Source organism: Proteus vulgaris (genome assembly GCF_016239305.1).
Lineage (GTDB): Bacteria > Pseudomonadota > Gammaproteobacteria > Enterobacterales > Enterobacteriaceae > Proteus > Proteus vulgaris_C.
Map to the genome: position 1 here is coordinate 1 of NZ_JAEHOQ010000021.1, position 15,123 is coordinate 15,123.

The window sequence follows — 15,123 nt, forward strand, 5'->3', positions numbered from 1 at the left end:
ATTAATTCAGTACCTCATTTATTTTTCAAAATTAAAAAATAAGTATAAGATTTAAAATAAATTAAGTTGTTCATTTTCTTTTTCTATTGTCCCCCCTCCTTTTTTAAATGTTCTTAAATAACGTTGTTGACAAAGGCGTAATACATTTCTTTTATCTTGCGCGCTCATCGTTGACCAATTAAATCGCTCTTGCCGATTACGATAGCATCCCATGCAATAACCTTGAGCATTCATTTCACAGCGCCCAATACAAGGGCTAGGAATATCAAAAAATTCTAATTGATCTTGCATTTGATTTCCCCCCCCTGTTGTTTGTTACTATAGAGTATAGTTAATGGAGAGATTATCTGCACAATGCACAGATTGAACTGTTAAGGGTGTAGTAAAATTGAACTTTAGGGCTTTAACGCGCTATAGTACTGCGCCATCAGTTTATCTGTAAGGTTTAATCATTAAAAAACACGAGAGGTTTATATGCGAGTACTTCATACCATGATTCGTGTAGGCGATTTACAACGTTCTATCGATTTTTATACCAAAGTATTAGGTATGCAACTTCTACGCACTAGCGAGAATGAGGAATATAAATACTCGTTAGCTTTTGTTGGCTATGGTGATGAGAGCACGGGTGCAGTTATTGAGTTAACCTATAACTGGGGCGTAAATAGTTATGAAATGGGAACGGCTTTTGGCCATGTTGCGCTAGGTGTTGATGATGTCGCAGCAACCTGTGAAGCGATTCGCCAAGCTGGCGGTAATGTTACCCGTGACGCAGGCCCAGTAAAAGGAGGTTCAACTATTATTGCTTTTGTTGAAGATCCAGATGGGTATAAAATCGAACTCATCGAAAATAAAAGTGCAAGTCACGCACTAGGTAACTGATTTTATTTAAACCAGAAAGATAATTTATTTATCTTTCTGGCCTTGCTTATTATTAATTTCCGATATTTTATTTTTATCGGATAAGTACAATTTGATGCCTGAAATAAATAATCCCAATAAGCTTTGTAACCGTTTTCGAGGTTACTACCCTGTTGTTATTGATGTTGAGACAGGTGGATTTAATGCAAAAACAGATGGTTTACTTGAAATTGCAGCCATTACATTAAAAATGGATGAACAAGGTTGGTTAAAACCTGATAATACGCTACATTTTCATGTTGATCCCTTTGAAGGTGCTAATCTAGAACCTGCTGCCTTAGAATTTACAGGCATTGATCCAACAAACCCACTTCGTGGCGCAGTCAGTGAATATGAAGCCTTGCATGCTATTTTTAAAATGGTACGCAAAGGAATGAAGGATGCTGATTGTAACCGTGCCATTATTGTGGCGCACAATGCAAATTTCGATCATAGCTTTGTAATGGCGGCTACAGAACGTGCCGGGTTAAAACGAAATCCTTTTCACCCTTTTGCCACCTTTGATACTGCGGCATTAAGTGGATTAGTATTGGGGCAAACTATTTTGGCTAAAGCCTGTATCACCGCAGGAATACCTTTTGATAGTAAACTTGCTCATGGTGCGTTGTATGATACGAATCGTACATCATTACTTTTTTGTGAATTAGTTAATCGTTGGAAAAAACTCGGTGGATGGCCATTACCAACACCTTAATCCTATCATTTCAATGATAACGATATGAATAACAGAAAAAAGCCAGTTCATCACTGAACTGGCTTTTCTTATTGAATACTTAATTTCTTTTTATCGCTTTCAATACCAATATACTAAAAGAAAAAAACAATAATTAGGCTTCTTCTTCGCCGCGATATTTATCAGCAGTCTCTTTTAATAACTTCTGTAATTCACCGCGCTGATACATTTCTAAAATGATGTCACATCCACCGACTAATTCACCATCTACCCATAATTGTGGGAAAGTTGGCCAGTGTGCATATTTTGGTAATTCTGCACGAATATCTGGGTTTTGCAGGATATCAACATACGCAAAACGCTCACCACAAGCAGAGATAGCTTGAACTGCCTGAGCAGAAAAACCGCAACTTGGTAATTTTGGTGAACCTTTCATGTATAAAATAATTGGGTTTTCATTGATCTGGCGTTCAATTTTTTCAATAGTCGTCATTTGTAAGTCCTTACAGCCTTTTATATTCAATATGCTTTATAGGGGAAAACATGAAAGAAGAATACCACTTTATATTGGAAAGCTCTATATAAGTTTAGTTATCAATATAAAACAATAGGTTGGTGTTAAATCACAATGCTATTGACGAGAAAATACACGATAATACATAAAAAATAAATCAATACGTTACAGATGTTTATGGGTGTGTTTTATCTCATTATTTCACTACCTACTACCAGCACATTCACTTTCTAAAATGCTAGAAAAAAAGCCTCAATTAAGAGGCTGAGAATATTTCGATTGAGAAAACTCTCAGTACTCGAATCGATTGGCTTAATTACATGAATTATTACTGTATGGTTCCGTTGTCCAAAAGGATCAAGCAACCCAGTGTATTAGCAATATCCGTTATTTCACCTTTCATTTTTGCAGTTTGTCCTTTCTTAATTTTAAGAACATTTTCTTCTTCACTTGGTTTTAAAGTATATGAAGCACTGGCTTTATTATTAAATGAAATAGCAACGACTTTAGGTGGTGTTGGTTTATAGAGGTCATATCTGACTACCTCATCCAAACTTGCAATCGTAGTCACCCTTCCTTCCAAGATAACCCACTTTCCTCTCCATTTTTTCTTAGCGGCTATCTCATTATCACTAAAGTCCTTACATATTCCTGCATAAGTCGCTTCAGTTACTGTCGATTCCATCGATGGAACTATTTGGTTTACAGCACTATTAACTGAACGGATAGCTTCGTTTATTTTACACCCTGATAATAATGTAATTATAGATAATAATAACACTTTCTTTTTCATACAAATTCCTTTACGAAGTCAAAAAAAGACATATAAAAATAGAGATCTAATAGATAAGTAATCACTTAATTAAATAAAAAACTTCCTCGCCAACATCGTGGAGAAATGCATTACCGCTTTAAAAAAGCTTAATGTTTTTATTTTATATTAATTGAATATACAAAAGAATAACACTATAAATTTCTACTATATTATTTAAAATAAGAAAAGTCTTGTCACATTGTTTTTTCATAAAAAAATAAAAAAAATATCAAATTACGATTACTTTCTCTCTCATCCATATTTATCATTGACTTACTTATTTTTATATTTTGACAACTCATCTCTAGATCTCTAATTTTTCACCCCACTAAAACTTCTCATTAAATTAACTTATCCAATTTTAATATACCGATTTAAATACAAAACTTATTGTAGCAACACTCGTAAAATGCCCAAACAATATCTTTATTGGAGTACATTTAGTTATTTATCTCACCAAGTTAAAAAATAAAGAATAATGTAAAAAAATAAAAAACAAGCATCTCTATATATAAGATAATAATAAAAGCCTGCCATACGGCAGTTATAGTAGTTTATGGAATAATCAACAACCTGAGTGTCGAGTTTTTGAGAATTAGAGCTTTAAAGCTATCCTCCCAAAAAGATATAATGTATATAGATAGGCTTGTTATAAATCCTGATGAGTATTAATTATGGACATGATTTTACTGTTTCTTTTAGTTGGATGTATCACTGGCTTTTTTGCTGGGTTACTTGGTATTGGCGGCGGTGCAATCATTGTTCCAGTGGTTATGTATGTGGTCAGCCAGCAAACCATTCCAACAGATATGATAATGAAGATAGCCTTATCTACCTCATTTTCTGTCATTATATTTTCCACTGCGTCTTCGGCGTATTCCCATAACAAGCATAAAGCCATTTTATGGCAACAATTTCCTTTATTATCCATTGGCACTATCATTGGTATGCTTGTAGGGACATTTTTAGTACAGAAAATGTCAAACACGATATTACAAATCGTATTCTGTATTTTTATGGTATATACCATCTATGGTTTATTAACCAAAAAGAAAGAAGCGGAACGCATTGAAAACGTAAAAGATCCCGTTATTTCAAAACCTGCCTTAACAAGTGGTGGCTCTTTAATTGGTTTTATATCCAGCTTTATCGGCATTGCTGGTGGCACTATTACTATCCCTCTTTTAAGTCATTGGGGATTTAATACACGTAAATGTATTGCAACCTCTTCAATGATTGGTGTCATCATTGCTTCTATCGGCACAACAATGGGCATTGTCTACGGTTGGAATCAAACAAATATTGATGACTATTACTTGGGTTTTATCTATTTACCTGCCTTTATCGGAATAAGTATAACTAGCATACTCTTCGCACCTGTCGGTGTTAAAGTTGCTTATCGACTTCCCATACCAAGAGTTCGTCAAATATTTGCATTATTTCTATTTTTAGTCGTGGTAAAAATGCTATATACGCTTATTACAGGGTAAGCAAGTGATCTAAAAATCATATTCCGTTAAATTATTCTATACAAACAATACTAAAATCTAATATTTATAATAGTATTAGATTTTAGTAAGTTAGCGTATTTATAGATAAAATAAAATGGACGAGTCTTATTAGGTAATCTTCACCTAATTAAAATAAATATATTTAAGTATCACGGATAGCTTTATTCTTTTCTCACTTTGACTTGTAAAGCAAAAACAGGATCCGTTGTACCACACATAGTACGCCCTACTGTGGCTTTTATTTTTATCCGTACATTGCCACTTTTAGGTGCTGTTCCTTGTAAACGAGCAAAAATGATAGGACGCTCTTCTTGGCGTATGACATGCTTTTGCCAATCTTCATGTGTAATAAGAGAAAGCCACTCCCCATCTTTATTTTTCACCATTAATGTCACAGTAACCCATTCTGGGTTTTCCACAATATAATAGGGGGCTAAACCAGAAAATACGCCAATTTCAACCTGTTGATCATAATTTTGATTAACAATAGCTTCCGGCATATAGATTTTTTCTTGCGATTCTGACGGTGTCAATAAAATACTGGTACTACATGCAATGCCATAGAACATGCCGCAGCCATTTAGCACACTACAAAAAATAAGTAGAAATAGACTCTGGACTAATCGTTTCATAGAAAAATACTTGAAAATAATACTTCCGTGCATGCTTTTATCACTCCATTGAAAAAACTTAAACTATTGTCGGCAAATTTAAGTCAACCCTTATATCATCTCAAATATTATTTTTATTGTTTAGCATTAAATACCGTTCCTTGCTGCCAATCAAGGACTGAAATTCCCATTTTATTTGCTAATTCAATAACAACAGGAAGAGCTTCATCTACTTTAGAGTAAACAAAACCAATAACTGGGATTTTGGTCATAAAGTTATTAATTAAAGGCCCATCACACCACACACTATCATCTATTTCATCATCGGGTAATTCGCAAAGGCACGGATATAGATGATAAATTTCTTGATAAAAATGCAACATTGATAGGCTTACTTCCTGAATATCTTCATCTTCATATTTTTCAAAGTATTCACACGCTTTTTCAAAATCATTCGGAATAGGAAAATCAAATAGTGCAATATTATAACTCATTTTAACTCCTACACTCTATTTACGTAAATTCAATCTAAAATATCGCTACTACGATAAATATATAAATAATAAGGCTTATGTGAATACATTATTTCTATGCTCCCTTCTTTAGCCTCAATATTCTCTATTTCAGAGAATACAAATGTTTTATTCTCACTTAATGATTCATATTCGATTATTTCTAATTCCTTGCAGTTATTTACCAAAGCTAACAATGCTTTTTTATCCTTAACTAAAGGATAAATATTTTTCATTTTCTGAGCTAAAATATCACAAACAGAGTCGATGTCATTGCCACCAAAATAGGATAGATTTACGCCGATTAACTTACCCTTATAAAATTTTAATGCATTTCTATCAGAGTCTTTTTCAAACGGAGGCTCATTATTAAAAAAACAAGTGATAATATCTTCCTTTGTTTCACACACGCCATTTTTTATAAAAGGAATATCATCAATTGATCTTCCAAAATCTAATTTCAAAGGTTCATTACTTTTAAATCCAAACCCAGATAAAAATATTATCATGCCAATAGCTATAAATATTTTTTTCATATTTGTACATTCCTTTGAGAATAAATTTGTTACGATGTATCAATTGTAGTCTCTTACCCCAATCCATCCAAACTAGGTGACGCTATTAAATCATATTAATAGAATAAAATTTACTCTCTCCTTTTTTGCTTCTCTCATTATAAATGCGCTTTTGCTACTTTACGTGTAGGCAAGAGGGATATACTCTTATGAGTATTACTAATCTATATGGCTTATAACTATAGATAAAATATATTTAGCTGTTATTTCAGCAGGTTTTTGTTAAAATAATTAGCAAAATAGCAACAAATTAGTGATTCATTTGCCTCATTTTATCAATTTAGATGAAATGATTTCAGGCACAAAACCCGAAATAGATAGTATAAAGGAGTACGCAATGTCTTTCGAATTACCAAAATTACCTTATGCGTTAGATGCTCTTGAGCCACATATCTCTAAAGAAACATTAGAATACCACTATGGTAAACATCACCAAACCTATGTAACCAACTTAAACAATCTGGTTAAAGGTACTGATTTAGAAAGCAAATCTTTAGAAGAAATCATCAAATCTACTGATGGTGGTATCTTCAATAACGCGGCTCAAGTATGGAATCACACTTTCTACTGGAACTGTTTAGCACCAAATGCAGGTGGCGCACCAACAGGTAAAATTGCTGATGCTATTAACAAAGCATTTGGCTCTTTTGAAGAATTCAAAAAGCAATTTAATGATGCTGCTGCTAAAAACTTCGGTTCTGGTTGGACTTGGTTAGTTAAAAAAGCAGACGGTTCAGTTGCAATTGTTAACACCTCTAATGCGGCAACCCCAGTTTCAGGTGCAGACAAACCTCTGTTAACTGTGGATGTGTGGGAACACGCTTACTACATCGACTACCGTAATGCACGCGTTAAATATTTAGAAGAGTTCTGGGCACTGGTTAACTGGTCATTTGTTGAAGCTAACCTAGCTTAATGGAACTTAGTGATCAAAAGTGAATGATTGCGATTCATTTTTGGTGACATAATAACAAAGGGCCTTAAGCCCTTTGTTATATTCAGATATTCGATAATTTATTATTTCAATTGATCGGATATTTCATAAAGCAGTAATTAGAACAACATAGTTGAAAATAAAACAATCATAACAAGCGCTGCTACTGCTGTGCTCAAACCAAATTTCAGATCCGTATCCATCTATATCTCCCTCAATATGATTATAATACACGTTATTAACCATAACCTTGTCATGGTTAATTATTATCACATATCAAAATTTGCTAAAATAGCGACCAGTGCACAATTTATAACATTGATTAATACTTTCACTTTTGAGCTAGATCATACAAAATTCATAGCTAATCGCTAAATTATTGCCAGTGTTTGCCCTATGTATGACTATACTGGCAGTTAAACCACAAAATTAGATAAAAGAGACCAATGAAGGTCAGGAGTTTTCCACACCATGGCAACAATAAAAGACGTGGCAAAACGCGCAGGCGTATCAACCACGACTGTTTCTCATGTGATCAACAAAACACGTTTTGTTGCTGAGAACACACGGGCAGCAGTTTGGGCCGCTATAAAAGAATTAAATTATTCGCCTAGTGCCGTTGCGCGTAGTTTGAAAGTCAATCACACCAAATCTATTGGCCTGTTAGCCACGTCCAGTGAAGCTCCTTACTTTGCTGAAGTGATTGAAGCAGTTGAAAACAGTTGTTATAGCAAAGGCTATACACTGATTTTATGTAATTCACACAATAATCTTGATAAACAAAAAGCCTATTTAGCGATGCTGGCACAAAAACGTGTTGATGGATTATTAGTGATGTGTTCTGAATATCCCGATCATCTGCTGACTCTTTTGGAAGGCTATCGTAATATTCCCATGGTTGTCATGGATTGGGGTAAAGCCCGTGGTGACTTTACAGATACCATTATCGATAACGCTTTTCATGGTGGTTATATCGCAGGCCGTTACCTTATTGAACGAGGTCATCGCGATATCGGTATTATTCCTGGACCATTAGAGCGCAATACTGGTGGTGGCCGTCTACAAGGTTTTTTAAAAGCCATGGAAGAAGCCAAGATCACAGTAAAAGATGAGTGGATTGTACAAGGTGACTTTGAACCTGAGTCAGGTTATAAAGCAATGTATCAAATGCTAAATCAAAAACAACGCCCTACTGCAGTCTTTTGTGGCGGTGATGTGATGGCAATGGGAGCAATCTGTGCTGCGGATGAGTTAGGTTTACGTGTTCCTTTTGATATTTCAATTGTAGGTTATGATAATATTCGTAATGCACGTTATTTTACCCCGGCACTAACCACTGTCCACCAGCCTAAAGAACGTTTAGGTCAAATGGCCTTATCAATGTTGCTTGATCGCATCGTTAACAAACGCGAAGATGCCCAAACAATCGAAGTACATCCTCGATTGGTTGAGCGTCGTTCAGTTGCTGATGGTCCTTTTATCGACTATCGCCGCTAATTTCTATTCAGCTAACTGAGATCTAGCGAAGCCATTCCTCATTTAAGGTTTGGCTATCTCCAAGATAATCTAACAACCACGTCAAAGCAGGCGATTCACTTTTATCAACCCACGTCAGACAGCATGGACTGTCTGGCAATGGCTGTGCAAGTTTTAATGTAACTAGCTTACCTTGGGCTATCAATGGCTCAGCACGATGCCAAGGCACCATTCCTACACATAATCCTGCCAACAAACACTCAAGCCCCATATCCCATGTTGGTACAACCATTCTACGTTGGTTATTTAACGCCCAAGTGTCACGCTTTGGTAAACTACGTGATGTATCCTCTAAACATAAGCTAGGATAGGGTCGCATTTCATCATCGGTTAATGGATGCTCTGCTTTAGCTAATGGGTGATCAACATGACAAACACAGCGCCAAGGCATAAAACCCATATCCCTGAAACTATAACGCTCACCAATAGGTGACGCTCTTGTTGCACCAATTGCCAAATCAACACGACCATTAACTAAGGAGTCCCATACCCCATTAAATACTTCTGGGTAGACATATAACTCAATATCAGGAAAATGGCGATAAAAATCGAGAATAAGTTGTTGTGTTCTTTCGGGTTTAACAATGCCATCAACTGCTATACTAAATTGACCACGCCATCCATTGGAAACTTGTTGGCATAGGTGTCGAGTGTCATTCATTTTTTTGATAACAGATCGCGCTTCTTTGATGAAAATTTTACCCGCATCGGTTAATTCCACATCACGATGACGACGCTCAAATAAAGGAACGGCAAGCCATTCCTCTAATTGCCGAACAGTATAACTAACGGCGGAGGGCACTCTGTGCAATTCTTGAGCAGCGGAGCTAAAACTTCCTGTTCTTGCGACTGCATCAACAACTTCTAAAGAGTATTCTGACCACATAGAGTTTATTCCTTTGAAAATTTTTCACAGCATTAACCAAATATTCCCGTTTCACAAGTAAAATAGGTCTTAGTTACAATACATAAAATGTTCTACATCACATAGCATAGAAAATAAAATGAATACTAAAACGTCCACACAATCAAAAACACCTATGAGCTTCATGGTGTACCTAGCAGGTTTGAGTATGCTGGGTTACTTAGCAATTGATATGTATTTGCCTGCATTCGGTATGATGCAACGTGAACTTGCTATCAGCGAAGGCGCTATCAGTAATAGCTTAAGTATCTTTTTATTTGGTTTTGCTGTTGCTCAATTACTTTGGGGACCACTTTCTGACAAAGTCGGTCGTAAACCTATTCTTCTTATTGGTTTAAGCCTTTTCTCTTTAGGCTGTCTTGGTATGTTGTGGGTTGAAAGTGCAACAGGCTTACTTGCGATGCGCTTCTTACAAGCCTTTGGTGTCTGCTCTGCGGCTGTTATTTGGCAAGCATTAGTTATTGATCGCTTTGATGAGTCTCGCGCTCAACATGTTTTTGCTCTAATTATGCCACTGGTTGCATTATCACCTGCGCTCGCCCCTTTAATTGGTGCATCGTTATTAAATCACGGCGGCTGGCGTATGATTTTCATGCTATTAATGGCAGTAACACTTGTTTTAATGTTACCAACATTAATGCTGAAAAATATTAAACAAAAATCAGTCTCCGATGCAAACCAATCTACTGCGTCATTTATGACATTACTGAAATCTCCTCTATATACAGGTAACGTATTAGTTTACGCTTCTTGTAGTGCAGGCTTCTTTGCTTGGTTAGCAGGTTCACCTATTATTCTCGAGAAGATGGGTTACTCACCACAGGATATCGGTTTAAGCTATATTCCACAAACTATTGCATTTATGGTCGGTGGTTATGGTTGTCGTATTTTACTATCAAAAATGACGGGTAAGGCATTATTACCCCTGCTGTTAATTGGTTATGCCGTTAGTATGACTGCATTATATCTTGTTGCTAAATTTACTGAACCAACATTAACCACTATCTTAATTCCGTTCTGTATTATGGCTGCAATGAATGGTGCTTCTTATCCAATTGCTGTATCTAATGCTTTATCAGCTTATCCTGAAATCAGTGGTAAAGCTGCGGCATTACAAAATGCGCTACAACTGGGCCTTTGTAGTTTAGCAAGTTTTATCGTGTCTGCATTTATTAGCCAACAACCGCTTATTAACACCACCGCAATTATGGCGTTAACTGCGATCCCAATGGCGGTTGGTTACTTTATTCAGCGTAATAAATCCGTTAGCAAACACACAGTTCAAACAGCAGAATAACCGCACTCCATATTTTAGGAATATTCTTAAAAAGGCCATTTTATAAAAAATGGCCTTTTTCTTTTCTAGAGAAAAGTAATCCACATCTCTATACTTACCTATACGCTGTAATGGCGTTTTATTTATTTTTCTTTCGGATTTTGAGGCATTAAACAGATTATTAGCTGATTATGTCAGATTAGTTGTCTTATTAATTCTATTCGTTCAATCCATATTGAACACAATACCATTTTAATACTGTCAATCTGCACACATCCTTTCTTAGCTTTATGTCTCAAAACCCGCTTAGTTTACGCCGGAGAGTATATGAGTACATCTTGTGTAGAAGAAGGCCGAAAGACCTCTAATGATCCTTATAAAAGGATCGCTATAGAACTATTAACTCATGCAGATATTCGAGTAAATGGCTCTGAACCTTATGATATTCAGGTTCACAATCAAAATTTTTATAAAAGAGTATTGCAACAAGGCTCATTAGGTCTCGGTGAAAGCTATATGGACGGTTGGTGGGATTGTGAGCGACTTGATATATTCTTTCATAAAGTATTGCGTGCAGGCCTTGAAAATAAGCTTCCACAAAACCTACGTGATATTTTCAAAATTGCGACGGCCCGTCTTTTTAATCTACAAACACAAAAACGTGCATGGATGGTTGGTAAAGAGCATTACGATCTTGGTAATGATTTATTTACATCTATGCTTGATCCTAATATGCAATATTCCTGTGGCTATTGGAAAAATGCAGATAACTTAACGCAAGCTCAAGAGCACAAATTAGATCTTATTTGCCGGAAGCTAGATTTGAAACCCGGTATGACTTTATTAGATATCGGTTGTGGTTGGGGTGGGCTCGCCGCTTACGCAGCAAAACATTTTGGTGTTTCTGTCACAGGTGTCACCATTTCTGTTGAACAGCAAAAATTGGCACAAGCACGATGCCAAGGACTTGATGTTAATATTATTTTAGAAGATTATCGCGATTTACATGAACAATTTGATCGTATCGTTTCTGTCGGTATGTTTGAGCATGTTGGTCCTAAAAATTATGCGACGTACTTTAAAGTAGTTCGTCGTAACTTAAAAGAAGACGGTCTATTTTTACTGCATACCATCGGATCTAATCGCGATAAAGTGAATGTAGATAGTTGGATAAGTAAATATATTTTTCCTAATGGTTGCTTGCCGTCGATTCAAAAAATTGCACATGCAATAGACGGTAATTTTGTGATGGAAGATTGGCACAACTTTGGTGCCGATTATGATAAAACTCTAATGGCATGGTATCAGCGCTTTTTAACCTGTTGGCCAGAAATTGAATCAAATTATACACCGCGTTTTAAACGCATGTTTAGCTATTATCTAAATGCTTGTGCTGGTGCATTTAGAGCCAGAGATATTCAATTATGGCAAATCATGTTGAGCCCTAAAGGGCAAATTGGTGGTTTACAAATTCCACGTTGATTTTTCTTAAAAACAAAAAAGCCAGTTTAATAATTGAACTGGCTTTCTCTTTAGTCTGGCTTGAAAAACAATAAAGCTAATAAGTCATAATGTCATTATTGCTCTTCGTTTTCACTTTGTTGTGTTGCTAATAAAGCTTGTTGCTGTGCCATAACACGTTCGACTGTATCCACAATCGCTTGAGTCTGAGGATCAAGTTCAATATTCACTTTATCGCCAAGGCGTTTACGACCGAGTGTCGTTCTATCACGTGTTTCTGGAATTAGATGAACACAGAATCGATTATTAACCACATCACCAATAGTCAGACTAATACCATCAATACCGATAAAGCCTTTATGCAAAATGTATTTCATCATCGATTTATCAAAGATGCGAAACCAAATTTGTAAATTGTTTTCTGAAGTAATAATTTTGGCAACTTCGGCAGTTGTGGCAATATGACCAGACATCACATGCCCTCCTATTTCATCACCGTATTTAGCTGCGCGTTCAATATTAACTTCAGAGCCCACGTTTAATTCACCAAGGTTAGTAAGACGTAACGTCTCTTTCACTAAATCAAAGCTAATGTGCGTACCTTCAATTTTAGTAACCGTTAAACAGCAACCATTATTCGCAACAGAGGCTCCTGTTTCTAAGTTACCGACTAACTCTTTTGGTAATTCAATGATATGGGTACGAAAATCGCCTTTATCTTCTATAGCAATAACTCGCCCTTTTCCCTGAACAATACCTGTAAACATCTTACATCTCCTTGGGTAGATAAACTGGTAAACTCAATTTAGGCTTATGTTAGTTAGAATAACATAGCTCTTATTAATACGAAGGAACAATTATCGTATTTATTCCTTGCTGAGAATTGCCGTTAAATATAACGTAAAAACACCTAATAAATTATCAAAATCCTGTGTTTAAAAAGCTAAACATCTTTCGTTGCTAATTAAACTTTTATCATTAGAATATGCGTTCTTGAGGATCTCTTTACGCCATTTTAACAATATGGCGTTTGTTCTCTTCCTTTCCTTCCTTTTTCTTATAATAAATAAAGGTGTATGCGTGCAGAAGTACATAAAAGAAGCGCGTAGCTTACTTGCTTTAGGTATTCCCGTTATCATCGCGCAATTTTCCCAAACAGCAATGGGTGTGGTTGATACTGTTATGGCGGGTGCTGTAAATGCGACAGAAATGTCAGCGGTGGCAGTAGGTACGTCTATTTGGTTACCAACGATTTTACTGGGTCAAGGCATATTAATGGCATTGACGCCAATCGTTGCACAATTAAATGGCTCAGGGCAACGAAAACATATTGCAGATCGTACACAGCAAGGTTTTTGGCTCGCGACGTTCTTATCAATTATGGTTATAGCCATACTTTATAACAGCCGATTTATTATTGAAGCACAGCATGATATTGAACCCGAATTGGCGGAAAAAGCCATTGGCTTTATCCACGCCATTATGTGGGGTGCTCCTGGCTGTCTTTATTATCAAGTTCTGCGAAGTCAATGTGAAGGGTTATCCAAAACGAAACCCGGTATGATCATTGGTTTTGTTGGCTTATTAATTAATATCCCTGTTAACTACGCCTTTATTTACGGTAAATTTGGTGCGCCACAATTAGGGGGTATTGGTTGTGGTGTCGCAACTGCCTCTGTTTTCTGGGCAATGTTCTTGATGATGCGTTATTACGTACGCAGGGCACCAACACAGCGGGATGTAATGCCAGTAAAACGGTTAGTGCTTCCACAATTTCATACCATAAAACGTATTACTTTTTTAGGCCTACCTGTTGGTTTAGCTTTATTCTTTGAAGTCACACTGTTCGCCGTTGTTGCATTATTAGTATCACCTTTGGGCGTTACTGCAGTTGCAAGCCATCAAATCGCACTGAATTTTAGCTCATTGATGTTTATGTTCCCTTTATCGTTAGGTATAGCGGCAACTATCCGTGTGGGTTATAACTTAGGACAACGTTCTACAGAGCAGGCTCGTATTTCAGCAATTACAGCCCTTGTGGTTGGTTTAATACTGGCAAGTTGTACCGCCGTTTTCTCTATTATCTTTAGAGAAAAAATTGCCTTAATGTATAACGATAATATTGAAGTCGTGACACTGGCCTCTCATCTAATGTTATTCGCTGCGCTTTACCAGTTATCAGATTCGGTGCAAGTTATTGGCTCGGGTGTGTTACGTGGGTATAAAGATACACGTTCTATCTTCTTTATTACTTTTATTGCCTATTGGGTCATTGGTCTACCTTCAGGTTATATCTTAGGTCGTACTGATTACGTTGTTGAAGCGATGGGCCCAGCCGGTTTCTGGATTGGCTTTATTCTTGGCTTAACTGCATCCGCAATTATGATGGGTTCTCGTATTTGGTGGATCCAACGTCAATCTGATGAAGTGGTGTTATTACGCTCAGAACGTTAAACAAAAAGGTTAATTCGGCAAGAGAATGACACAAATATCAACAAATAGCTTTAAATACGAGCAGTTGAGTATAAATTTGTGTTTTTCCTCTTGCCAGAATCGGATCATCTCGTTAATATTCGTTCCCGTTGTTACCCAGAATAGATAATGCGTCCATAGCTCAGTTGGTTAGAGCACCACCTTGACATGGTGGGGGTCGGTGGTTCGAGTCCACTTGGACGCACCATTTATTTTTCAACAACATCTCAATACAGTGCGTCCATAGCTCAGTTGGTTAGAGCACCACCTTGACATGGTGGGGGTCGGTGGTTCGAGTCCACTTGGACGCACCATTTTTCTTTCTCTTTTTCTGATTTTTACTCATCTTACCTACCCTACAAAATAATTAATTCAGCTTGCAAAAATT

The 15,123-nt window shown here is 36.5% G+C and carries 17 protein-coding genes and 2 tRNA genes; 10 read left to right on the forward strand and 9 right to left on the reverse strand.

Annotation, left to right across the window (positions count from 1 at the left end):
* Positions 1–51: 51 nt before the first annotated feature.
* Positions 52–291 (reverse strand): DUF1289 domain-containing protein, encoded by a 240-nt coding sequence (locus JEP40_RS14475; RefSeq protein ID WP_198624101.1) that lies wholly within the window; start codon positions 289–291, stop codon positions 52–54.
* 183 nt (positions 292–474) lie between these two features.
* Here JEP40_RS14475 and gloA point away from each other — a divergent pair, with 183 nt between their 5' ends.
* Both gloA and rnt read left to right on the forward strand, forming a co-directional pair.
* Positions 475–882, forward strand: a complete 408-nt coding sequence (gene gloA, locus JEP40_RS14480) for a lactoylglutathione lyase (RefSeq protein WP_036937247.1) — start codon at positions 475–477, stop codon at positions 880–882.
* 94 nt (positions 883–976) lie between these two features.
* Complete coding sequence (gene rnt, locus JEP40_RS14485) at positions 977–1,615, forward strand: ribonuclease T (RefSeq protein ID WP_198624102.1); 639 nt, start codon at positions 977–979, stop codon at positions 1,613–1,615.
* A gap of 133 nt (positions 1,616–1,748) precedes the next feature.
* Here rnt and JEP40_RS14490 read toward each other — a convergent pair whose 3' ends face one another.
* Both JEP40_RS14490 and JEP40_RS14495 read right to left on the reverse strand, forming a co-directional pair.
* The gene (locus JEP40_RS14490; protein WP_072070287.1) at positions 1,749–2,087 is read right to left on the reverse strand and encodes a Grx4 family monothiol glutaredoxin; all 339 of its coding nucleotides are present in this window, start codon (positions 2,085–2,087) and stop codon (positions 1,749–1,751) included.
* A 349-nt stretch (positions 2,088–2,436) separates the two neighbouring features.
* Complete coding sequence (locus tag JEP40_RS14495) at positions 2,437–2,901, reverse strand: OB-fold protein (protein ID WP_198624103.1); 465 nt, start codon at positions 2,899–2,901, stop codon at positions 2,437–2,439.
* Between the two features lie 695 nt (positions 2,902–3,596).
* Between JEP40_RS14495 and JEP40_RS14500 the strand changes: the two genes are divergently transcribed.
* Positions 3,597–4,412: a sulfite exporter TauE/SafE family protein gene (locus JEP40_RS14500; protein WP_198624104.1), complete on the forward strand. Its 816-nt coding sequence runs from the start codon at positions 3,597–3,599 to the stop codon at positions 4,410–4,412.
* Positions 4,413–4,594: 182 nt separating this feature from the next.
* Here JEP40_RS14500 and JEP40_RS14505 read toward each other — a convergent pair whose 3' ends face one another.
* The 3 genes from JEP40_RS14505 to JEP40_RS14515 all read right to left on the reverse strand — a co-directional run bounded on the left by JEP40_RS14505 (position 4,595) and on the right by JEP40_RS14515 (position 6,092).
* Positions 4,595–5,065 (reverse strand): hypothetical protein, encoded by a 471-nt coding sequence (locus JEP40_RS14505; RefSeq protein ID WP_198624105.1) that lies wholly within the window; start codon positions 5,063–5,065, stop codon positions 4,595–4,597.
* Between the two features lie 113 nt (positions 5,066–5,178).
* On the reverse strand, positions 5,179–5,538 hold the full coding sequence (locus JEP40_RS14510; RefSeq protein ID WP_198624106.1) for a hypothetical protein: 360 nt from the start codon (positions 5,536–5,538) through the stop codon (positions 5,179–5,181).
* Between the two features lie 29 nt (positions 5,539–5,567).
* A complete protein-coding gene (locus JEP40_RS14515) occupies positions 5,568–6,092 on the reverse strand; it encodes a hypothetical protein (RefSeq protein ID WP_198624107.1) in 525 nt (174 codons plus the stop codon).
* A gap of 376 nt (positions 6,093–6,468) precedes the next feature.
* On the opposite strand from JEP40_RS14515, the gene sodB reads away from it, so the two are divergent.
* Positions 6,469–7,047: a superoxide dismutase [Fe] gene (sodB, locus tag JEP40_RS14520; RefSeq protein WP_072062546.1), complete on the forward strand. Its 579-nt coding sequence runs from the start codon at positions 6,469–6,471 to the stop codon at positions 7,045–7,047.
* A 137-nt stretch (positions 7,048–7,184) separates the two neighbouring features.
* On the opposite strand, the gene JEP40_RS19285 is transcribed toward sodB, so the two are convergent.
* Positions 7,185–7,268: a YnhF family membrane protein gene (locus JEP40_RS19285; protein ID WP_103004765.1), complete on the reverse strand. Its 84-nt coding sequence runs from the start codon at positions 7,266–7,268 to the stop codon at positions 7,185–7,187.
* 268 nt (positions 7,269–7,536) lie between these two features.
* On the opposite strand from JEP40_RS19285, the gene purR reads away from it, so the two are divergent.
* On the forward strand, positions 7,537–8,562 hold the full coding sequence (gene purR, locus JEP40_RS14530; RefSeq protein WP_036937255.1) for an HTH-type transcriptional repressor PurR: 1,026 nt from the start codon (positions 7,537–7,539) through the stop codon (positions 8,560–8,562).
* 22 nt (positions 8,563–8,584) lie between these two features.
* On the opposite strand, the gene punR is transcribed toward purR, so the two are convergent.
* The gene (punR, locus tag JEP40_RS14535) at positions 8,585–9,487 is read right to left on the reverse strand and encodes a DNA-binding transcriptional activator PunR (RefSeq protein WP_072070292.1); all 903 of its coding nucleotides are present in this window, start codon (positions 9,485–9,487) and stop codon (positions 8,585–8,587) included.
* Between the two features lie 118 nt (positions 9,488–9,605).
* Here punR and punC point away from each other — a divergent pair, with 118 nt between their 5' ends.
* Both punC and cfa read left to right on the forward strand, forming a co-directional pair.
* Complete coding sequence (gene punC / locus JEP40_RS14540; protein ID WP_109408699.1) at positions 9,606–10,823, forward strand: purine nucleoside transporter PunC; 1,218 nt, start codon at positions 9,606–9,608, stop codon at positions 10,821–10,823.
* 306 nt (positions 10,824–11,129) lie between these two features.
* Positions 11,130–12,284, forward strand: a complete 1,155-nt coding sequence (cfa, locus tag JEP40_RS14545) for a cyclopropane fatty acyl phospholipid synthase (RefSeq protein ID WP_198624108.1) — start codon at positions 11,130–11,132, stop codon at positions 12,282–12,284.
* A 95-nt stretch (positions 12,285–12,379) separates the two neighbouring features.
* Here cfa and JEP40_RS14550 read toward each other — a convergent pair whose 3' ends face one another.
* A complete protein-coding gene (locus JEP40_RS14550; protein ID WP_198624109.1) occupies positions 12,380–13,030 on the reverse strand; it encodes a riboflavin synthase subunit alpha in 651 nt (216 codons plus the stop codon).
* A 313-nt stretch (positions 13,031–13,343) separates the two neighbouring features.
* Between JEP40_RS14550 and JEP40_RS14555 the strand changes: the two genes are divergently transcribed.
* From JEP40_RS14555 to JEP40_RS14565, 3 genes are all read left to right on the forward strand, one after another.
* Positions 13,344–14,717 carry an MATE family efflux transporter gene (locus tag JEP40_RS14555; protein ID WP_198624110.1) on the forward strand — a complete coding sequence of 458 codons (1,374 nt, stop codon included), beginning with the start codon at positions 13,344–13,346 and terminating at the stop codon, positions 14,715–14,717.
* A 149-nt stretch (positions 14,718–14,866) separates the two neighbouring features.
* Positions 14,867–14,943, forward strand: a tRNA-Val gene (locus JEP40_RS14560).
* A 29-nt stretch (positions 14,944–14,972) separates the two neighbouring features.
* Positions 14,973–15,049: transfer RNA gene (locus JEP40_RS14565), tRNA-Val, on the forward strand.
* The last annotated feature ends 74 nt before the right edge of the window (positions 15,050–15,123 follow it).